Source organism: Pseudomonas sp. 05N431 (assembly GCF_056397005.1).
Genome location: NZ_JBFTMN010000005.1, coordinates 296,962 through 317,887 on the forward strand (window position 1 = coordinate 296,962; position 20,926 = coordinate 317,887).

Annotated in this window: 19 protein-coding genes and 1 pseudogene; 7 read left to right on the plus strand and 13 right to left on the minus strand. The window is 59.5% G+C overall.

Annotated elements, in window-relative coordinates; all coding sequences use genetic code 11:
* Nucleotides 1–61: 61 nt before the first annotated feature.
* Nucleotides 62–565: a 2-thiouracil desulfurase family protein gene (locus AC1DIG_RS12140; protein ID WP_477767505.1), complete on the minus strand. Its 504-nt coding sequence runs from the start codon at nt 563–565 to the stop codon at nt 62–64.
* A 2-nt stretch (nt 566–567) separates the two neighbouring features.
* Nucleotides 568–1,200 (minus strand): 2OG-Fe(II) oxygenase, encoded by a 633-nt coding sequence (locus AC1DIG_RS12145; RefSeq protein ID WP_477767506.1) that lies wholly within the window; start codon nt 1,198–1,200, stop codon nt 568–570.
* A gap of 132 nt (nt 1,201–1,332) precedes the next feature.
* Here AC1DIG_RS12145 and AC1DIG_RS12150 point away from each other — a divergent pair, with 132 nt between their 5' ends.
* Nucleotides 1,333–2,085 (plus strand): DUF2059 domain-containing protein, encoded by a 753-nt coding sequence (locus tag AC1DIG_RS12150; RefSeq protein WP_477767507.1) that lies wholly within the window; start codon nt 1,333–1,335, stop codon nt 2,083–2,085.
* Nucleotides 2,086–2,218: 133 nt separating this feature from the next.
* Here AC1DIG_RS12150 and bipL read toward each other — a convergent pair whose 3' ends face one another.
* Nucleotides 2,219–3,172, minus strand: a complete 954-nt coding sequence (gene bipL / locus AC1DIG_RS12155; RefSeq protein ID WP_477767508.1) for a phospholipase BipL — start codon at nt 3,170–3,172, stop codon at nt 2,219–2,221.
* 109 nt (nt 3,173–3,281) lie between these two features.
* Between bipL and AC1DIG_RS12160 the strand changes: the two genes are divergently transcribed.
* The 3 genes from AC1DIG_RS12160 (at nt 3,282) to AC1DIG_RS12170 (ending at nt 7,054) form a co-directional block, all read left to right on the plus strand.
* A complete protein-coding gene (locus AC1DIG_RS12160; RefSeq protein WP_477767509.1) occupies nt 3,282–3,866 on the plus strand; it encodes a DUF6436 domain-containing protein in 585 nt (194 codons plus the stop codon).
* Between the two features lie 103 nt (nt 3,867–3,969).
* Nucleotides 3,970–6,381 carry a penicillin acylase family protein gene (locus AC1DIG_RS12165; protein ID WP_477767510.1) on the plus strand — a complete coding sequence of 804 codons (2,412 nt, stop codon included), beginning with the start codon at nt 3,970–3,972 and terminating at the stop codon, nt 6,379–6,381.
* 331 nt (nt 6,382–6,712) lie between these two features.
* Nucleotides 6,713–7,054, plus strand: coding sequence for a carboxymuconolactone decarboxylase family protein (locus tag AC1DIG_RS12170; RefSeq protein WP_477767511.1), 342 nt, complete (start codon nt 6,713–6,715; stop codon nt 7,052–7,054).
* Nucleotides 7,055–7,101: 47 nt separating this feature from the next.
* Here the strand turns inward: AC1DIG_RS12170 and AC1DIG_RS12175 are convergent, their stop codons facing one another.
* Nucleotides 7,102–8,067 carry a GlxA family transcriptional regulator gene (locus tag AC1DIG_RS12175; RefSeq protein WP_477767512.1) on the minus strand — a complete coding sequence of 322 codons (966 nt, stop codon included), beginning with the start codon at nt 8,065–8,067 and terminating at the stop codon, nt 7,102–7,104.
* Between the two features lie 373 nt (nt 8,068–8,440).
* On the opposite strand from AC1DIG_RS12175, the gene AC1DIG_RS12180 reads away from it, so the two are divergent.
* Nucleotides 8,441–9,082, plus strand: a complete 642-nt coding sequence (locus tag AC1DIG_RS12180) for an HD domain-containing protein (protein WP_477767513.1) — start codon at nt 8,441–8,443, stop codon at nt 9,080–9,082.
* A 104-nt stretch (nt 9,083–9,186) separates the two neighbouring features.
* On the opposite strand, the gene AC1DIG_RS12185 is transcribed toward AC1DIG_RS12180, so the two are convergent.
* From AC1DIG_RS12185 to AC1DIG_RS12220, 8 genes and pseudogenes are all read right to left on the minus strand, one after another.
* Nucleotides 9,187–10,077 (minus strand): ABC transporter permease subunit, encoded by an 891-nt coding sequence (locus tag AC1DIG_RS12185; protein WP_019694147.1) that lies wholly within the window; start codon nt 10,075–10,077, stop codon nt 9,187–9,189.
* Complete coding sequence (locus AC1DIG_RS12190) at nt 10,074–10,955, minus strand: ABC transporter permease subunit (RefSeq protein ID WP_477767575.1); 882 nt, start codon at nt 10,953–10,955, stop codon at nt 10,074–10,076. The genes AC1DIG_RS12185 and AC1DIG_RS12190 overlap by 4 nt, the downstream gene beginning before the upstream one ends.
* A 35-nt stretch (nt 10,956–10,990) precedes the next feature.
* Nucleotides 10,991–12,133 (minus strand): ABC transporter ATP-binding protein, encoded by a 1,143-nt coding sequence (locus tag AC1DIG_RS12195; RefSeq protein ID WP_123580981.1) that lies wholly within the window; start codon nt 12,131–12,133, stop codon nt 10,991–10,993.
* Nucleotides 12,134–12,204: 71 nt separating this feature from the next.
* Nucleotides 12,205–13,299, minus strand: a complete 1,095-nt coding sequence (locus AC1DIG_RS12200; protein ID WP_477767514.1) for a polyamine ABC transporter substrate-binding protein — start codon at nt 13,297–13,299, stop codon at nt 12,205–12,207.
* 187 nt (nt 13,300–13,486) lie between these two features.
* The gene (locus AC1DIG_RS12205; RefSeq protein WP_477767576.1) at nt 13,487–14,581 is read right to left on the minus strand and encodes a polyamine ABC transporter substrate-binding protein; all 1,095 of its coding nucleotides are present in this window, start codon (nt 14,579–14,581) and stop codon (nt 13,487–13,489) included.
* 199 nt (nt 14,582–14,780) lie between these two features.
* Entirely contained in the window at nt 14,781–16,145 is a 1,365-nt protein-coding gene (locus AC1DIG_RS12210; protein ID WP_477767515.1) for an aspartate aminotransferase family protein, read from the minus strand.
* A gap of 53 nt (nt 16,146–16,198) precedes the next feature.
* Nucleotides 16,199–17,557 carry a glutamine synthetase family protein gene (locus AC1DIG_RS12215; protein WP_054594537.1) on the minus strand — a complete coding sequence of 453 codons (1,359 nt, stop codon included), beginning with the start codon at nt 17,555–17,557 and terminating at the stop codon, nt 16,199–16,201.
* A gap of 74 nt (nt 17,558–17,631) precedes the next feature.
* Nucleotides 17,632–17,946: pseudogene (locus AC1DIG_RS12220) on the minus strand (gamma-glutamyl-gamma-aminobutyrate hydrolase family protein); the annotation flags it as partial.
* 278 nt (nt 17,947–18,224) lie between these two features.
* Here AC1DIG_RS12220 and AC1DIG_RS12225 point away from each other — a divergent pair.
* Nucleotides 18,225–19,601: a glutamine synthetase family protein gene (locus tag AC1DIG_RS12225; protein ID WP_477767516.1), complete on the plus strand. Its 1,377-nt coding sequence runs from the start codon at nt 18,225–18,227 to the stop codon at nt 19,599–19,601.
* Nucleotides 19,602–19,844: 243 nt separating this feature from the next.
* Complete coding sequence (locus tag AC1DIG_RS12230; protein ID WP_477767517.1) at nt 19,845–20,483, plus strand: TetR/AcrR family transcriptional regulator; 639 nt, start codon at nt 19,845–19,847, stop codon at nt 20,481–20,483.
* A gap of 201 nt (nt 20,484–20,684) precedes the next feature.
* Here the strand turns inward: AC1DIG_RS12230 and AC1DIG_RS12235 are convergent, their stop codons facing one another.
* Entirely contained in the window at nt 20,685–20,900 is a 216-nt protein-coding gene (locus tag AC1DIG_RS12235) for a TOBE domain-containing protein (RefSeq protein ID WP_003177394.1), read from the minus strand.
* Nucleotides 20,901–20,926: the final 26 nt, after the last annotated feature.

The window sequence follows — 20,926 nt, forward strand, 5'->3', positions numbered from 1 at the left end:
CCTGACAGTCAACATCATTATTGAATGTGATGCCTTCATCGCGAGCAAGCTCGCTCCCACATTAGTTATGTGAAGACTGTTGGATGAGTGCAGCCAATGCGAGCGCCGCCTCGGTCAACTCCAGCTCGCTGAATACCTTCACCCCATTACGGGTCAACAAGGCTGCAGTGACGCCCTCGCCGCTGACTTTGACCCCGCTGAAGGTCCCGTCATAGGTCAGCCGATTGCCGCAGGACGGGCTATTGGCCTTGAGCACGGCGATGCGAATGGCGTGTTTTCGAACCAGTTCCAGCGCCTGATGGGCGCCCGAGAGAAACTCGGCGCTGACGTCCTCGCCCTCAGTCGTCATCACCCGCGCAGTACCGTCGAGCACTTGAACGCCCTGCCCACCCGGAATTTCGGCCGCGGCCCGAGGTGTTGGCAAACCGCCGGCGACTTCCGGGCACAAGGGGATCACCCGACCTTCGGCGATCCACTGTTCCAGCTGATTGAACGGCCCGCTGGCCCCACCGTCGTAACGCACGCGGTGGCCCAGCAGACAACGACTCACCAGAATTTTCTGCATGATCAGAATGGCTCGTTGCCGCGCCGGCGAAACCAGCCCGTCAATGACAGGCGCTCGCGGGTCGCGGGCAGGACTTCATGGGGCACCTCGCCCGACAGGAACACCACCAGACAACCGCCGGTGGGCACCACATCTTGCTCTCTGCCCTCCTTCAGGTACATCCGCAACTGGCCGCCATGCTCCGGCAGCCAGGCGTCATTGAGGTAGATGACCGCCGACACCATGCGCCGGTCGTCGTCGCGAAAGCGGTCGACGTGCTTGCGGTAGAACGCGCCTGGCGGATACAGCGCGAAATGGCTCTCGAAATCCTCAAGACCGAGAAACAACCCACGGTTCATCGCCTCCCGCAGGCTGTCCATCAAACCCAGATAGCTGTCGCAGGCATCGTCTTGCCCGGGCTCAAGCCACTGAATATGGTCGCCACGAATGCCTTCGCGAATCTCCGAGAAAGGCCCGCGCCCCACTGCCGCTGGCGCCAGTTCACCTTCGGCTGCACGTTTACGGCACTCAGCCGCCAGTTCCTGGGTCAGACCCAGAGGCAGGAAAATATTCTGCTGCGACCAGCCGTGTGTAGCCAGGTCGTCGACGATACGTAACAGCAGCGGGTGATCAGAGGGTATTTGCATGGCGCGCATAGTATTCCTGCGCCAGAAAATCCGACAGAGCCGTGTAGCGGAGGATCGTCGGATAAGCTGACGAACCTGATACGAATTCTCGACAACCTGTGTCCGGCCCCGGAGAATAGTCGCCTGCTGACAGGAGTCCTTATGCGCCGTTTGCTTTTTTCACTGTTGATGCTCTGCACTTTGCCCGCCTGGGCAGACGGCCACGACCAGTTATACAAGGTCGCCGGTTGGCCAGACCAACGCGCGCATTTTAACGATGCCCTCACTGCCGCCCAGCAACGTTACCAAAGCAGCCTGCCGCCCGCGGTGTTTCAGGCTCTGGTCGACAACAGCAATCGGCGCTTCGCCCCGCAGTCCATGGACCGGCGAGCCGAAGCACAACTGCGCAAGAACCTTGCAGATCCGAAACCTGCACTGGCGTTTTTCCAGTCGCCACTGGGGCGCAAGATCATCGCCGCCGAACTGTTGGCGACCCGCCGCGACCAGTTGGCGAAGAACGCCAAGGGCCTGCCGAAAATCGAAGCCAGTGACACCCGTCAGTTGATCATTGGCCATTTGGCCCAGGCCCTGCCGGCGCGCGAAGCCGGAGCCGAAGTCAGCCTGGCGATTGCCGGCGTAGCGGCCGACAGCCTGAGCCAGATGATCCCCGGCCTGCTCGGCGGCGGTCAGGCCCAAGGCATGCTGGACGGCCAGCGTCAGCGCTTGATGGATCAGATCGGCTCCGACTTGAACAACACGTTGCTGTATGTCTATCGCGACCTGTCGGATGACGAACTGGAGGAGTTCGCCACGTTTGCCGAGTCCTCTGAAGGCAAGGCCTATTACCGGGCGGCGTTGGCAGCGATTCGGGCGGGACTGGCGGTGGGGCAAAGCACCTCGAGCCTCAGCCAGTAAGCTTCAGCGTCTGGAAGATCGCCATCGCGAGCAAGCTCGCTCCCACAGTAGCTCTGTGTCGATCACAAGATCGTGTGGGCAACGCTGATCAAATGTGGGAGCGAGCTTGCTCGCGATGGGGCCCCAACAGTCGCTAGAGATTCCGCCCTTTGATCCGCTTGGTCAAAAACCCGAAATACTCCTGGCGCAATGCCGGGATTTCATTCGCCAGATGATGGCGGGCCTCGGGCAGTTTCAACACCTGCGGCCGGTCGAACTTGCCCCCCAACACTTCAAGGTTGTGCTCCCAATCCACCGTCATGTCCGCCTGCCCCTGGACGATCAGTGGCCGACGACTGCTGCGCGGAGCCGCTTCGATACGCTTGATCCACCGCGCCAGCGCTCCGACCCAGGCGGTTGGTAAACGCAGCGGCTGTAGCGGATCGGCTTGCAGGAATGGCAAGAACGCCGGGTCGTTGGTGTTCTCGCTGAAGCGCCGGGCAATGCCTTTGACGAAAGGCCTCATCAGGTAATAGCTGAAGTGCGACCAGCCCCAGGAGCGCGGCCGTACCAGTGGTGCAAGCAATACCACCTGCCCTTGCGCAGGGCTGTCTGCGCCAGCGTTCAACACATGATCGATGACAATCGCACCACCCGTACTCTGCCCGCACAGGTGCCATGGTTGCGGCAGGTCCAGCGACCGCGCCTCACCGAACAGCCCTTGCAGCGCCGCCTGATACTCGGCGAAATCCTCGATGCTCGCGCGTTCGCCGCTCGACAACCCATGCCCCGGCAAATCACAGGCAATCACCGCGAACCCCTGATCCAGCGCCCATTCGATCACATGCCGGTACAGGCCCATGTGATCGTAGAAACCGTGGAACACGAACATCGTCGCCACCGCCCGCTGCGGCCACCAGACCTGGCTGACCAACTGATAGCCGCCAACCTTGAAACTGCCGAGCCCGCGCTTGACCGGCACGCTGCGCTGCGGGAAATCCAGCCCATAGAAATGCTGATAGGCCAAGGCTTCGTCCGACAACGGCTGCGCCTCGGCCAAGGGCCGCAGGCTGGCACGCAGATGATCGGGGTTGAAGGTGGCAGGCATCACGGGCTTCCAGGCAAAGCGCGGAGCGCAAAACAGACTTTATGGGCCTGCGATATTCATCTGTCGCGGCAAGCATGGCAAGCTACGCGACCTTCGAGGATGGTTCCGTATGCGCCCGCACTACCGCACGACACTGCTTGCCAGTCTGCTCGCCCTCGTGTGCGCCGGCGTGCTGTGGGCCGCCTATGACTGGTTTCAGGGACGCTACCTGCGGGCGTTCAGCTCACACACGGCGGTGTTTTCCGGCGATCCGTTGAGCCTGCCCGCCAATCTCGCGGGCCCCGGCCCGATTCGCGTCGTGCATTTCTGGGACCCGGCCTGCCCGTGCAACGTCGGCAATCAACAGCACCTGGCCGAACTGCTTGAGCACTTTGTGCCGCAAGGCGTCGAGTTTTATGCCGTCCAAAAGCCCGGCAGTCAGGGTCAGTTACCCGGCACCTTGAGCCGACTGAAAACCCTCGACGCCCTGCCAGGCTCCGAACAAATCCCCGCCAGCCCGGCGGTCGCGATCTGGGACCGTAGCGGCAAACTGGCGTATTTCGGGCCCTACAGCGAAGGCCTGACCTGCAATTCCAGCAACAGCTTTATCGAACCGATCCTGCAAGCGCTGAGCGAAGACCGCCCGGTGAGCGCCACGCATACCCTCGCGGTGGGCTGCTATTGTCCATGGGCGAAGACGGATGAAACTCACTAAGGCATTCCGGACTTTTCAAGGAAGGTAATGCTCGGCACAGAGGCTCTGTGCTAAATGTTTGCAGCCTTAGACGGCGGCAATTTCGAAAGCACAAGGAGTCACCATGAAACGCGTTCTGACCCTACTGGCCCTGTTACTCGTCGTCCTCGCGGCGGGCGGTGGCTGGTATGTGTACAGCAAGCAACCGACGCGTCAGGGCCAGGTGGAATTGCAACGCCTGCAAGGCTCGGTGACGGTGCGCTACGACGAACGCGGCGTGCCGCATATTCGTGCCGAGAACGAAACCGACCTCTATCGTGCCCTCGGTTATGTGCATGCCCAGGACCGGCTGTTCCAGATGGAAGCCATGCGCCGCCTGGCCCGTGGCGAGCTGGCCGAAGTCCTCGGGCCAAAACTGATCGACACCGACAAACTGTTCCGCAGCCTGCGCATCCGCGAGCGCGCCGAGAGCTACGTGGCCGCACTCGACCGCCAGTCTGCGGCGTGGAAGGCGCTGCAAGCCTATCTGGACGGGATAAACCAGTATCAGGACACCCACGCAGCGCCGATAGAGTTTGACGTACTGGGCATCCGCAAACGCGCGTTCACCGCCGAGGACACCGTCAGCGTCGCCGGCTACATGGCCTACAGCTTTGCCGCGGCGTTTCGCACCGAACCGTTGCTGACCTATGTGCGCGATCAACTGGGCAGCGATTACCTGAATATCTTCGACCTCGATTGGCAGCCCAAAGGCGTGCTGGCCAAACGTCAGTCCAGCAAAGTCCCGGTACTCTCCGCCGCTGACTGGAAAGACCTCAACGCCATTGCACGCCTGAGTGAGCAAGCGTTGGCCGACAACGGCCTGCCACAATTCGAGGGCAGTAACGCCTGGGTGATTTCCGGTACTCGCACCCAAAGTGGCAAACCGCTGCTGGCCGGTGATCCGCACATTCGTTTTTCGACACCGTCGGTGTGGTACGAAGCGCAACTGTCGGCGCCGGGTTTCGAGCTCTATGGCCACCATCAGGTCCTGGTGCCTTTTGCTTTCCTCGGCCACAACCTGGACTTCGGCTGGAGCCTGACCATGTTCCAGAACGACGACCTCGACCTGGTCGCCGAGAAGGTCAACCCGGACAACGCCAACCAGGTCTGGTATCACGGCAAGTGGGTCGACATGGTCAACACCGAGCAGCAGATTGCCGTGAAGGGTCAGGCGGCGGTCACATTGATGCTGCGTCAATCGCCCCACGGTCCGATCATCAACGACGTGCTCGGTGCCAGCGCCGGCAAGACGCCGATCGCCATGTGGTGGGCGTTCCTCGAAACCCAGAACCCGATCCTCGAAGGCTTCTACCAGCTCAATCGTGCCGACACCCTGGCCAAGGCCCGCGCTGCGGCAACCAAGGTGCATGCACCGGGGCTGAACATCGTCTGGGCCAATGCCAAGGGTGACATTGGCTGGTGGGCGGCGGCACAACTGCCCAAACGTCCGGCCGGGGTCAAACCGTGGTTCATACTCGACGGCAGCACCAATCAGGCGGACAAGGAAGGTTTCTACCCGTTCAGCGCCAACCCGCAGGAAGAAAACCCGGCGCGCGGCTACATCGTCTCGGCCAATTTCCAGCCGGTTTCGCCGACTGGCATGGAGATCCCTGGCTACTACAACCTGCCGGATCGCGGTCAGCAGCTCAATCGCCAGCTCAGCGACAAGAACGTGAAGTGGAACATCGACGCCAGCCAGAAACTGCAACTGGGCACCACCACCGACTACGGCCCTCGCCTGCTGGCGCCGCTGTTGCCAGTACTGCGTGAAGTGGTCAGTGACCCGCAAGAGCTGCAACTAGTGGAGCAACTGGCCAAGTGGAAAGGCGATTACCCGGTGAACTCCACCAGCGCCACACTGTTCAACCAGTTCCTGTTCAACCTTGCCGATGGCGCACTGCACGACGAACTCGGCGACAGCTTTTTCGAGACCCTGCTCTCGACCCGCGTGATCGATGCCGCATTGCCCCGACTGGCCGCCTCCCCGAACTCGCCGTGGTGGGACAACCGCAACACACTCGGAAAGGAAACCCGCGCCGACATCGTCAAAGCCGCGTGGCAGGCCAGTATCGCCCACCTGAAAACCACCCTCGGCCCTGACCCGGCGCAATGGCTATGGGGCGACGCCCACACCCTGACCCACGGCCATCCGCTGGGCATGCAAAAGCCGCTGGATCGAATCTTCAACGTCGGCCCGTTCGAGGCCCCCGGCAGCCACGAAGTGCCGAACAACCTCTCGGCAAAAATCGGCCCGGCACCATGGCCTGTGACTTACGGCCCGTCGACCCGCCGGATCATCGACTTCGCCGACCCGGCGCACGGCCTGACCATCAACCCGGTCGGCCAAAGCGGCGTGCCGTTCGATTCACACTACGATGACCAGGCCGAAGCCTATATCGAAGGTGTCTACCAGGAGGCGCATTTCAACGAGGAAGAAGTCACGGCCAATACCCGCAGCACCTTGAAGCTGTTGCCGGCGCGGGTGGCGCAGTAGGTTGAGATTTTTGTTGGCAGGGCTGCCATCATCGCGAGCAAGCTCGCTCCCACATTAGATCTTCAGCGGACACAGCTTTTGTGTACGAAGCAAATCAATTGTGGGAGCGAGCTTGCTCGCGATGAGGCCCTGACAGACAACACAGATTTAAATCCATCGCAGCAATCTTCCCGGCGCTTCGCCGTAGATTTGCTTGAACTTCTTGCTGATCGAGTTCCTTTGCGACGACTGGATAAACAACTAAGCGGATCGGGCAAACGCAAACCGCCCGAGTGGTCAAAACTGTACGTGTCGCACGCCGTACATCCCAACCTGCTCAGGAGTGAATGCAATGTTCAATAACTGGTCCGAACTGCTGCCCACCATCCAGAAAGCCTTCGGCGCACTGGGCAAGAGCAACCCGAAAATGGTCAAGGCCTTTATGGCGCTGGATGAAGCTGCCGCTGAAAATGACGTGCTCGACGCCAAGACCCGTGAGCTGATTTCCATCGCCGTCGCGATCACCACTCGTTGCGATGGCTGCATCGGTGTACACACTGATGCAGCGATCAAGGCCGGTGCCACCCGCGAAGAAATCGCCGCCACCCTGGCCACCGCAATTTCGCTGAATGCCGGCGCAGCGTACGTCTTCTCGCTGCGAGCACTTGAAGCGCATGACACCTTGAAAGGCTGACACCAACCCCTGTGGCGAGGGAGCAAGCTCCCTCGCCACAACAACGCTCAAACCATCGTCGCAAAATTCAGCCGAAACTGCTGCGGCGTCACGCCCAGCCGTCGGTTGAACACGCTGCGCATGTGCTGGGCATCACGAAAACCGCATTGGTAGGCGACTGTCTTGAGCGGTGCCCGAGAGCTTTCGAGCATCACCCGGGCGGCGTCCACCCGCGCCTGCTCAACGAACTCCGCCGGAGTGATTCCGGCTTCTCGGGCGAACACCCGAGAGAAGTTACGCGCGCTCATGTTGGCCGCAGTCGCAAGGTCGGCGATGCCCAAATCACCGGTCAGGTTGGCCAACACGTAATGCTGAACCCTCGCCACAGGGGATTTCGCTTCGGCGTGCGGCGTCAGAAACGGGCTGAACTGCGATTGCCCGCCGGAGCGCTGAGTGAACACCACCAAGCGCTTGGCCACACTCAAGGCCACTTGCGGGCCGTGATCCCTGGCGAGCAAGTACAGCGACAGATCGATCCCCGCCGTCACGCCCGCCGAGGTGAACAGCTCAGCATCCTCGACGTAGAGCCGATCGGCTTCGACCCGGGTCGACGGACACAACGCCGCCAACGCGGCGGCATCGCTCCAGTGCGTGGTCACCGTACGCCCCTCAAGCAGCCCGGCGCGGGCCAGTATGAAGGCACCGTTGCAGATCGAACCGAAACGTTGCGAACGCACACACGCCTCGCGTAACCAACCATGAAACGCTGCGCCGAAATCCTCGAACGGCAACTGCGGCCCGCCGGCCACCAACAGCAAATCGTAAGCCTCCAGCGCCTCGCTGAAATGCCGATGGGCGTGCAGCGCCAGACCGTTCGAGCACGGCATCACACCGCGCTCGAGGCCGATGACGTGCAGTTGATAGTGATCCTTCGGTGCAAGGAATCGATTGGCCTCGGAAAACACATCCATGGGACCGGAGACATCCAGCGACTGGACGCCAGAAAACACCACGATGGCAACGGATTTACTCATGGGACGAAACGCCTTCAATGGCATTGATATGAATGTCGGCCATCACAGGATCCGTAGCAGCTGCCGAAGGCTGCGTTCGGCTGCGCAGCAGTCGTAAACGCTGTGCACGCATTCCTCTTGAAAGACCGCTGCGACTGATTTCACGACTGCTGCGCAGCCGAACGCAGCCTCGCAAGCTCGACAGCTGCTACAGGCCTGAGATCGTTCGGAAATCTGACTCACACCCTAGCCAATCCATGGCCAAGAAGCGAACTGGCACGAATTGCACGCTGATTGGCCGGGATCGTAGCCGCGTGTCGATTGTTCGCTTCAGGAGGCGCGAACAGACTGGATACATCAGCGCCGCCACGGCGTTCCCCACAAGGTAACTACCATGAGCAGCAGCATCGCCGGCATCAAAATTCCCGACAGCGCCCTCGCCCGCGCCACCACCGACTACATCCGCGACATCGAGTCCGACCTGCTTTACCACCACTCTCGCCGGGTGTTTCTGTTCGGTGCCTTGAGCGGCGAACGCCAGGAACTGGCCTACGATCCGGAGCTGCTGTACGTCGGCGCGATGTTCCATGACCTGGGCTTGGTGGAGGGTCATCGCAGCACTGGCGAACGCTTCGAAGTCGACGGGGCAAACGCTGCCGCAGCCTTCCTCAAGCCGTACGGGTTGAGCGATGACGATATCGAACAGGTCTGGCTGTCGATCGCCCTGCACACCACGCCGGGTATACCCAAACATCTGCGGCCGACCGTGGCGCTGGTGACCGCTGGTGTGGAAATGGACGTGTTGGGAGTGGACTACGCGGCATTCTCAACCGTGCAGCGTGAAGCGGTGGTGCATGCGCATCCACGGGGGGAAGGTTTCAAGGAGTGCATCATCTGCGCCTTTGCCGACGGCCTGCGCCATCGCCCGCACACCACCTTTGGCAACGTGAAGACCGATGTGCTGGCGGATCAGGAGCCGGGGTTCAAACCGATGAACTTCGTAGACGTGATTCGCCGATCCCCTTGGGTGGCGTGAATTAGTGTGGGAGCGAGCTTGCTCGCGATGCAGGCAACTCGGTTCAACAGAAAACCGAGGCGATGCTATCGCGAGCAAGCTCGCTCCCACAGGGACTGCCGGGGTTAAGCCGCTTCCGGCGCCTGCGCGCGGCGTACGTCCGGTTGTTTCCAGGAGTCCGCAGCGCCCTCTTCGATAGCTTGCTGGATCGCACGTTTGCGACTTTCTTCAGCACGACGGCTGAAGAACCAGACCATGAACGTGACGATCGAAACAGCCAGCAGAATCAGGCTGGCCACGGCGTTGATCTCGGGCTTCACGCCCAGACGCACGGCCGAGAACACTTCCATCGGCAAGGTCGTGGAACCCGGTCCGGAGACGAAGCTCGCCAGCACCAGGTCATCCAGCGACAGGGCAAACGACATCATGCCGCCCGCAGCCAGCGACGGCGCGATCATCGGGATGGTGATCAGGAAGAACACCTTCCACGGCCGTGCGCCGAGGTCCATGGCCGCCTCTTCGATGGACAGGTCCAGCTCACGCAGGCGCGCCGAGACCACCACCGCCACATAAGCGGCGCAGAACGTGGTGTGGGCGATCCAGATGGTCACCAGGCCACGCTCCTGTGGCCAGCCGATCATCTGCGCCATCGCCACGAACAGCAGCAACAGCGACAGACCGGTAATCACTTCGGGCATCACCAGTGGCGCGGTGACCAGGCCGCCGAACAGCGTGCGGCCCTTGAAGCGGGTGACGCGGGTCAGCACGAAAGCAGCCAGCGTCCCCAGTGCTACGGCGGCAATCGCGGTGTAGCAGGCGATTTCCAGCGAGCGCACCACCGAGCCCATCAGTTGAGTGTTGTCCAGCAGGCCGACGTACCATTTCACCGACCAGCCGCCCCAGACTGTCACCAGTTTCGAGGCGTTGAACGAGTAGATCACCAGGATCAGCATCGGCAGGTAGATGAACAACAGGCCGAGCACCAGCATCAGGCTGGAGAAACGGAAGCGCTTCATTCTTTACCCTCCATTTCCTTGGCCTGACTGCGGTTGAACAGGATGATCGGCACAATCAGGATCGCCAGCATCACTACCGCCAGGGCAGACGCCACCGGCCAGTCACGGTTGTTGAAGAACTCTTGCCAGAGCACTTTACCGATCATCAGGGTTTCCGGACCGCCAAGCAGTTCCGGGATCACGAACTCACCGACCACCGGGATGAACACCAGCATGCAGCCGGCGATGATGCCGTTTTTTGACAACGGAACGGTGATCTTCCAGAAGCTGTTGAAGGTACTCGAACCCAGGTCCGAAGCAGCCTCCAGCAAGCTGGTGTCGTGCTTCACGAGGTTGGCATAGAGCGGCAGGATCATGAACGGCAGGTACGAATAGACCACACCGATATAGACCGCCAGGTTGGTATTGAGGATCTGCAGCGGCTCGTTGATCCAGCCCATCGACATCAGGAAGCCGTTGAGCAGGCCGTTGTTGCTGAGGATGCCCATCCACGCGTACACGCGGATCAGGATGGCGGTCCAGGTCGGCATCATGATCAGCAGCACCAGCACCGTTTGCATCTCTTTGCGTGCACTGGCGATGGCGTAGGCCATCGGGTAGCCGATCAGCAAACAGAGAAGGGTGCTGAAAAACGCCATCTTCAGCGAGCCGAGGTAGGCAGCGATGTACAACTCGTCGCCGCCCAGCATCGTGTAGTTGCCCAGATTCAGCAGCAACTGGACCTTCTGATCGACGTAGCTGTAGATCTCGGTGTACGGCGGAATGGCCACGTCGGCTTCGGCGAAGCTGATCTTCAGGACGATGAAGAACGGCAACATGAAGAACATGAACAGCCAGATAAACGGAACCCCGATGACCAGATGACGACCTGCGGGAATTATTCGACTGAGTCGGCGCGTGAGCTTTTGCGTGTTCATGAGCGCAGTACCACGCCGCTGTCATCTTCCCACCAGACGTAAACCTGATCGCCCCAGGTAGGGCGCTGGCCTCGACGTTCGGCGTTGGCGACGAACGACTGCACGATCTTGCCGCTCGGCAGTTCGACGTAGAACACCGAGTGGCCACCGAGGTAGGCGATGTCGTGCACCTTGCCGCTCGACCAGTTGTGCTCGCAGGTCGGCATTTCTGCCGTGACCAGCAATTTTTCCGGGCGAATCGCGTAGGTCACCGACTTGTCTTGCACCGAGGTGCTGATGCCGTGGCCGACGTAGATGTTGCGGTCCAGGTCCTTGCAGGTAATCAGCGCATGACCCTCGGCGTCGTCCACCACTTCACCTTCGAAGATGTTGACGTTGCCGATGAACTCACAGACCAGGCGGCTGGTCGGGGTTTCGTAGATGTCGATCGGGCTGCCGATCTGCGCGATCCAGCCCAGGTGCATGATCGCGATACGCTCGGCCATGGTCATGGCCTCTTCCTGATCGTGGGTCACCATGACGCAGGTCACGCCGACGCGCTCGATGATTTCCACCAGTTCGAGCTGCATCTGCGAACGCAATTTCTTGTCCAGCGCGCCCATCGGCTCGTCGAGCAGCAATAGCTTGGGCCGCTTGGCCAGGGAACGGGCCAGCGCCACACGCTGACGCTGACCACCGGAGAGCTGGTGCGGCTTGCGCTTGGCGTACTGGCTCATCTGCACCAGCTTGAGCATTTCGGTCACACGGGCGTCGACTTCAGCCGCCGGGATCTTGTCCTGCTTCAGGCCGAAAGCGATGTTCTGCGCCACGGTCATGTGCGGGAACAAGGCGTAGGACTGGAACATCATGTTGATCGGCCGCTCGTACGGCGGCATCTCGGTGATGTCCACGCCGTCGAGGAAAATGCGCCCCTCCGTGGGCCGTTCGAAACCTGCAAGCATGCGCAGCAAGGTCGATTTGCCCGATCCCGAACCGCCGAGCAAGGCGAAGATCTCGCCTTTCCTGATTTCCAGGGACACATCGTCCACGGCAATCGTCTCGTCGAACTTCTTCGTGACCCGGTCGATTTTGACCAGCACCTGTTTCGGTGTCTGGTCGCCCTCGAGGGCTTTCTTATAGGCGCCGGAGGCAACTGCCATTTACGAAACTCCCAACAAAATTTGCAGTTCACCCAATGCAGGCGAACCTTGGATAGTCTGAGCCTTTGTCACTATTTACCCGACTTGACCTTGGTCCAGCTGCGGGTCATCAAACGTTGAATCTTGGGTGGCAGCTCAGAGTTGACGTAAAGCTTGTCGACGATGGCTTGCGATGGATAAACCGCCTCATCTGTACGTACGGCCTGATTCATCAGCTCACCCGCTTTAGGGTTCGGGTTGGCATAACCGACGGCATCACTGACCTGAGCAATCACTTCTGGCTTGAGCACATAGTTGATGAAAGCATGAGCTTCTTTGACGTTGCTCGCATCCCGAGGAATCGCCAGCATGTCGAACCACAGATTGCCGCCTTCCTTGGGAATCACGTAGGCAATGTCGATACCTTTGCCGGCTTCGGCAGCACGCGCCTTGGCCTGGAAGACATCGCCGGAGAAACCGGCCGCGACACAAATCTCGCCGTTGGCCAGATCGGAGATGTACTTGGACGAGTTGAAATACGTCACGTAAGGCCGCACCGCCAACAGTTTGGCTTCAGCCTTCTTGTAGTCTTCAGGGTTCTGGCTGTTGGGCGACAGGCCCATATAATTCAGCATGGCGGGAAGCATTTCATCCGCCGAGTCGAGGAAGGCGACACCGCAGCTGGACAGCTTCTTGATGTTTTCCGGCTCGAACAGCATGGCCCACGAGTCGATCTTGTCGACGCCCAGTGCCGCTTTGACTTTTTCTACGTTGTAACCAATGCCGTTGGTGCCCCACAGGTAAGGCACAGCGTATTGGTTACCCGGATCGTTTTTCTCCAGGCGCTTGAGCAGCACCGGATCGAGGTTTGAGTAGTTCGGCAACTGCGACTTGTCGAGCTTCTGGAACGCCCCGGCCTTGATCTGCTTACCCAGGAAGTGGTTGGACGGCACGACTACGTCATAACCGGTGTGCCCGGCCAGCAACTTCCCTTCCAGGGTTTCATTGGAGTCAAACACGTCGTACACCGGCTTGATGCCGGTGGCTTTGTCGAAATCGGCCAGGGTGGTCTTAGCGATGTAATCCGACCAGTTATAAATATGCACGGTGGACGCAGCTTGAACACTGACGGCAAGCGTCAGGCCGGCGCCGATCAGCATGGCATTGCGAAATAAAGAAACAGGCAAGTGAAGGTCCTCTAAAATAGTTGGGCCCAAGTTGCCCAGCGTTACGTGACAGCCATGGCTGCGTGGCAACAAAACCGGCGCGCAACTTACCCTCGATAAACCTTTCCAGCAAAACTTTCTGTCATTTAATTATTCCTGCTGCCGCCGCCAGAGCGACGACGGCAACAGGTTATTGCCTCAAACCGGCTTATTTACCCGATTTGATCTTGGTCCAGCTACGGGTCAGCTCACGCTGGGTAGCGGCTGGCAAATCGGCGATTGCATACAGCTTGGCCTGCACATCGGCAGTCGGGTAGATGCCCGGATCCGAGGTGATTTCCTTGTTCACGTACTGAGTGGCTTCGGCGTTACCGTTAGGGAAACGCACGGCGTTGGTGATTTCAGCCATCACTTTCGGCTGCAACAGGTAGTTCATGAACTTGTAGGCACCCTCGACGTTTTCCGCATCTTTAGGGATAGCGACCATGTCGTAGAAGCTGCCAGCGCCTTCTTTCGGAATGGCGTAGCTGACTTTCACCTTGTCACCGGCTTCGGCGGCACGGGTCTTGGCCTGCTGGACGTCACCCGAATAACCGACGGCTACGCAGATGTTGCCGTTGGCCAGGTCCGAGATGTACTTGGACGAGTGGAAGTAGGTGATCGAAGGACGAATCTTCAGGAACAGCTCTTCAGCCTTCTTCAGGTCTTCCTTTTTCTGGCTGTCGGTTGGCAGACCCAGGTAATGCAAAGCGACTGGCAGCATTTCGGTCGGCGAATCGAGGAAGCTCACGCCGCAGCCCTTGAGCTTGGCAATGTTCTCTGGCTTGAGCACCACATCCCAGGAATCGATTTTGTCGACGCCCAGCGCGGCTTTGACCTTCTCGGCGTTGTAACCGATACCGATCGAGCCCCACATGTAAGGGAAGGCATGTTTGTTGTCCGGGTCGCTGACAGAAACCGCCTTGAGCAGCGACTTGTTCAGGTTGCCGTAGTTGGACAGCTTGGACTTGTCCAGCTCCTGGTAAACACCGGCCTTGATCTGCTTGGCCAGGAAGTTGTTGGAGGGCACCACCACGTCATAACCGGATTTGCCGGCCAGCAACTTCGCCTCGAGGGTTTCGTTACTGTCGAACACATCGTAGACGACCTTGATCCCGGACTCTTTTTCAAAGTTCGCGATGGTGTCCGGTGCGATGTAGTCAGACCAGTTGTAAACGTGCAGGACTTTATCGTCGGCCTGGGCTGCCCCAGCCATCACGCCCATCAGGGACAAGGCGAGCAGGGTCTTGCCAGTTTTCTTCAAACCTAATGCCTTCATGCGTAACGCTCCAATTATTCTTTTTAACCACATTTTTTTGTTAACCAAGATCCAGCGGCCGATTCCTTGGCAACTCAAACAGCGGATAGTCTGGCAAGTTACAAGGCAGGCTTTCAAGGAAAGACCCCACCTTTGTGCGCCCTGAGCGAAGTGCCAGCCACGGACCTCGCTCAGAGCCTAGCACTTAGCTTTGCAGCGCACTCAGGGTCAGGTCCAGGCACTTGCGCGCCTTGGTCACCAGTTCGTCGATCTCGGCCTTGGTAATGACCAGTGGCGGAGCAATGATCATGGTGTCGCCCACGGCGCGCATGATCAGCCCGTTGTCGAAGCAGAACTGCCGGCAGATCATGCCAACCCCCTTGCCGACATACCGCGCCCGGGTCGCCTTGTCCTGAACCAGTTCGATAGCCCCCAACAGACCTACCCCACGAACTTCACCCACCAATGGGTGATCGTTCAGTTCCCATAGACGCTTTTGCAAATAAGGTGCCGTTTCTGCGTGAACGCGCTCGATAATTTTCTCTTCGCGCAGAATTCGGATGTTTTCCAGTGCCACCGCAGCGGCGACCGGGTGCCCGGAATAGGTGAAACCGTGGTTGAAGTCGCCCCCTTCGTTCAGCACATCGACCACTTCGTCACGCACGATCAGGCCACCCATCGGGATGTAGCCGGACGTCAGGCCTTTGGCAATGGTCATCATGTCGGGCTTGAGGCCGTAGAAATCGCTGCCGAACCACTCGCCGGTACGGCCGAAACCACAGATCACCTCGTCGGCCACGAACAGGATGTCGTACTTGGCGAGGATTTCCTTGATGCGCGGCCAGTAGCTGTCTGGCGGAATGATCACGCCGCCGGCACCCTGGATCGGCTCGGCAATGAACGCACCGACCGTGTCGACGCCGAGTTCGAGAATCTTTTCTTCCAGCTGGTTGGCCGCCCAGATACCGAACTCTTCAGGGGTCATGTCGCCCCCTTCACCGAACCAGTACGGCTGCGGGATGTGAACGATGCCCGGGATCGGCAAGTCGCCCTGTTCGTGCATGTAGGTCATGCCGCCCAGGCTGGCGCCGGCCACGGTCGAACCGTGGTAGCCGTTTTTGCGGCTGATGATGACTTTCTTCTTCGGCTGGCCTTTGATCGCCCAGTAATGGCGAACCATGCGCAGCATGGTGTCGTTGCCTTCGGAGCCGGAGCCGGTGAAGAAAACGTGGTTCATGCCTTCTGGCGCGATGTCCGAGATGGCCTTGGCCAGTTCCAGGACCGGCGGGTGAGCGGTCTGGAAGAAAAGATTGTAATAAGGCAGTTCGCGCATCTGTTTGCTGGCGGCATCGGCCAGTTCATCGCGACCGTAACCGATGGCCACGCACCACAGACCGGCCATGCCGTCGAGGATCTTGTTGCCTTCGCTGTCCCAGAGGTAAACGCCCTTGGCGTTGGTGATGATCCGCGGGCCTTTCTCTTTCAGCTGTTTGAAGTCGCTGAAAGGCGCCAGGTGGTGTTCGCTGCTCAGGGTTTGCCATTCACGGGTTTGCGGGTTCTTGCTGGTCATAAAGCTCTCCTTAAAGGGTGAGAGTGCGGCTTTTCAGGGCCGCACCCGGCGCATCAGACGGCGAACAACAGGAACTCCCGCTCCCACGAACTGATCACGCGCTTGAAGTTTTCATGCTCGGCCCGCTTGACCGCGACGTAGCCAGTGATGAATTTTTTGCCCAGATACTTCTCGATGGTCGCGCTGTGTTCCATGCGCTCCAGTGCGTCTTCGATGGTCAGCGGCAGACGCAGATTGCGTCGCTCGTAACCCCGTCCAACCACAGGCGCGCTCGGGTTGATGCCTTCCACCATGCCGATATAGCCGCAGAGCAGGCTCGCGGCGATCGCCAGGTACGGGTTGGCATCGGCGCCCGGCAGGCGGTTTTCCACCCGACGGTTTTGCGGGCCTGCGTCCGGGACTCGCAGGCCGACGGTGCGGTTTTCTTCGCCCCACTCCACGTTCACCGGCGCCGAGGTGTCCGGCAGGAAGCGGCGGAACGAGTTGACGTTGGGTGCGAACAGCGGCAACAGCTCGGGGATGAACTTCTGCAAGCCACCGATGTGGTGCAGGAACAGCTCGCTCATCGTCCCGTCTTCGTTGGAGAAGACATTCTTGCCGGTTTCAATGTCGATGATGCTCTGGTGCAAGTGCATCGCACTGCCCGGCTCGCCGGTCATCGGCTTGGCCATGAAGGTCGCGGCCACGTCGTGCTTGAGCGCCGCTTCGCGCATGGTGCGCTTGAACACCAGGATCTGGTCGGCCAGGGACAGCGCGTCGCCGTGACGGAAGTTGATTTCCATCTGCGCCGTGCCGTCTTCGTGGATCAGTGTGTCCAGATCCAGCTCTTGCAGTTCGCACCAGTCGTAGACGTCTTCGAACAACGGGTCGAATTCGTTGGCCGCTTCAATCGAGAACGACTGACGACCGGTTTCCGGGCGACCGGAGCGGCCAATCGGCGGCTGCAACGGGAAGTCCGGGTCTTCGCAACGCTTGGTCAGGTAGAACTCCATCTCCGGCGCCACGATCGGCTGCCAGCCCTTGTCGGAATAAAGCTTCAGGACTTTCTTGAGCACGTTGCGCGGCGACAGCTCGATCGGGTTGCCCTGCTTGTCGTAGGTGTCGTGAATCACCTGTGCGGTCGGCTCGATGGCCCACGGCACGAGGAATACCGCGTTCGAGTCCGGGCGGCAGATCATGTCGATGTCGGCCGGGTCGAGCAGTTCGTAATAGATGTCGTCTTCGACGTAGTCGCCCGTCACTGTTTGCAACAGCACACTCTCGGGCAGGCGCATGCCTTTTTCGGCAATGAACTTGTTGGTCGGCGAAATCTTGCCGCGGGTGATCCCGGTCAGGTCGCCAATCATGCATTCGACTTCTGTGATCTTGTGGTCTTTCAACCAATCGGTGAGCTGGTCGAGGTTGTTACTCATAAATGCCTCTGGGCTGAGTGTCCTGACATCTGTAAAAGTCAGGCGTTGTTTGACGCATCCGCGTCGCGTTGTGCTGCACGCTTGCCGGCGCGAATCAACGAAAGCGTGGTGGCGTCGCGTGCAGGATCATGAGCAGTTCCCGGCGCACTCGCAGGACCGTTATAGTGAAAAGGTTCTACAGTGGAAGGAGAGCCGGTAAACAGAATGCCATCCAGACCGTCAATAATATCGGTCGGATCGAGCAGTTCCGCCTGGGACGGAAGTATCGACGGCAGGCCCTTGGCAACGGTGGCCGCTGCGCGGACGTACTTATCGCGGGTGACGTGATAAGCATGCAAACCGATCTGTCTTGAGCAGTCGGTGACGCCGATTAACGGCAGGCGAGACATGAAGCACCCCGGTATTATTGCTGTTATGGGTTTGATTTGAGCTTAGCGTTGTTCATTTTTTTACACAACACCCCCGTAAAAAATACAACACGCCCCGCTCAAGGCTGCGGCCGCCAAAGACCCCGAAGGCATAAAAGTGCCCCAAAGCGCCTCAAAAATGCCCTTCGAGCGCTTTTTTAGGGCAAAAAAGGCCTCGCTTGACTTCGGCATGCCGTTCGGGTTGACTGGAATCCGAAAAGATCAATGATTGATATTTTTAACAACAAAGGTGTTGCATCATGTCGGTACCCCCGCGTGCCGTTCAGCTTAACGAAGCGAACGCGTTCCTTAAGGAACATCCTGAGGTTCTGTACGTTGACCTTCTGATTGCGGATATGAATGGTGTGGTGCGCGGCAAGCGCATCGAACGCACCAGCCTCCACAAGGTTTACGAGAAAGGCATCAACCTGCCGGCCTCTCTATTTGCTCTGGATATCAATGGCTCGACGGTGGAAAGCACCGGCCTGGGCCTGGACATCGGTGATGCTGACCGAATCTGCTATCCAATCCCCAATACCCTGTGCAATGAACCCTGGCAGAAGCGCCCGACCGCGCAACTGTTGATGACCATGCACGAACTTGAAGGCGAGCCGTTCTTCGCCGACCCGCGTGAAGTGCTGGCCAATGTGGTGCGCAAGTTCGACGACATGGGCCTGACCATCTGCGCCGCGTTCGAGCTTGAGTTCTACCTGATCGACCAGGAGAACGTGAATGGCCGGCCGCAACCTCCACGCTCGCCGGTGTCCGGCAAACGTCCACACTCGACCCAGGTTTACCTGATCGATGACCTCGACGAATACGTCGACTGCCTCCAGGACATCCTGGAAGGTGCGAAAGAGCAAGGCATCCCTGCCGACGCGATCGTCAAGGAAAGTGCTCCGGCGCAATTCGAAGTGAACCTGCACCACGTTGCCGACCCGATCAAGGCCTGCGATTACGCAGTACTGCTCAAGCGTCTGATCAAAAACATCGCCTACGACCATGAAATGGACACCACCTTCATGGCCAAGCCTTACCCAGGCCAGGCGGGTAATGGTCTGCACGTCCATATCTCGATTCTCGATAAAGACGGCAAGAACATTTTTGCCAGTGAGGATCCCGAGCAGAACGCCGCACTGCGTCACGCGATCGGCGGTGTGCTCGAGACCCTACCGGCGCAGATGGCCTTCCTCTGCCCGAACGTCAACTCGTACCGTCGTTTCGGCGCACAGTTCTACGTGCCGAACTCGCCGTGCTGGGGCCTGGACAACCGTACCGTGGCGATTCGCGTACCGACCGGCTCTGCCGATGCCGTACGTATCGAACACCGCGTTGCTGGTGCCGATGCCAACCCGTACCTGCTGATGGCTTCGGTCCTGGCGGGTGTGCACCACGGCCTGGTCAACAAGATCGAACCAGGCGCGCCGGTCGAAGGCAACAGCTACGAGCAGAACGAGCAAAGCCTGCCGAACAACCTGCGTGATGCACTGCGCGAGCTGGACGACAGCGAAGTCATGGCCAAGTACATCGATCCGAAATACATCGACATTTTTGTCGCCTGTAAAGAGAGCGAGCTGGAGGAGTTCGAACACTCCATCTCCGACCTCGAGTACAACTGGTACCTGCACACCGTGTAAGCGGCTGTAGCAAAAAAACAACGCCGCCGGCCTCATCGCCAGCGGCGTTTTTTTATGGGGTTATTCAGTTGGACCGAGGCGCCTGCTTCGCGAGCAAGCCCGCTCCCACATTAGATCTTCTGTGAACACAAAATCCGAATTCAACACCGATCAAGTGTGGGAGCGGGCTTGCTCGCGAAGGCGTCCTGGCAGACAACATCGAACCCTGCTCGTACAATGCCCGCTGCCCTGCAGGAGACTTCAATGACGCGCCCCGCCCCCCTTCGTAAACCCCGCGCACGCAGCCAGGCCCGGATCGACTCGATACTCGACGCCGCCCGCACGCTGCTTGCCGCCGAGGGCGTGGCCAGCCTGTCGATCTATAGTGTGGCCGAACGCGCCGAGATCCCGCCGTCATCGGTCTACCACTTCTTCGCCAGCGTCCCGGCCCTGCTCGAAGCCCTGACCGCCGACGTCCACAGCGCTTTTCGCGCGTGCCTGCAAGAACCGATCGACGTCGACTCGCTCAGTGGCTGGCGTGATCTGTCACGACTGGTCGAGCAACGCATGCTCGCCATCTACGACGAAGACGCCGCCGCGCGCCAACTGATCCTCGCTCAACACGGCCTGACCGAAGTCACCCAGGCCGACCGCCAGCACGACATCGAACTCGGCGACCTGATGCACAAACTCTTCGATCAGCATTTCGAACTGCCGGCGCTGCCCAAGGATGTCGATGTGTTTGCGCTGGCCATGGAGCTGGGCGACCGCGTCTATGCCCGCTCGGTGCAGCAGCACGGGCAGATTACCCCGCGCATGGCCGAGGAAGGGATGCGGGTATTTGACGCTTATCTGGGGCTGTATCTGCCGCCGTACCTGCCCAAGCGCGCTATTCCAGCCTGATTTTTTGCTGACTTCACTGGCCTCATCGCGAGCAAGCTCGCTCCCACATTAGATCTTCAGTGAACACAGATTTTGTGTATGGCAGAAATCCCCTGTGGGAGCGAGCTTGCTCGCGATGGCCGCACCGCCCATCTCACTGACTCACATACATAAAAAACCCCGAAGGGCTCGAGCCGTCCGGGGCTGTGTGTGACACATCGATCACAACTTGGCGATCGACACCTCGGTGGATTTCACGAAGGCGATCACCTCGCTGCCGATCGCCAGTTCCAGCTCTTTGACCGAGCGCGTGGTGATGACCGAGGTGACGATGCCTGACGCGGTCTGAACATCGATCTCCGAGAGCACGTCGCCCTCGACGATTTCCTTGATGGTGCCTTTGAACTGGTTGCGAACGTTGATGGCTTTGATCGTCATGGTGTTGATTCCTGTCGTTGGGTGAA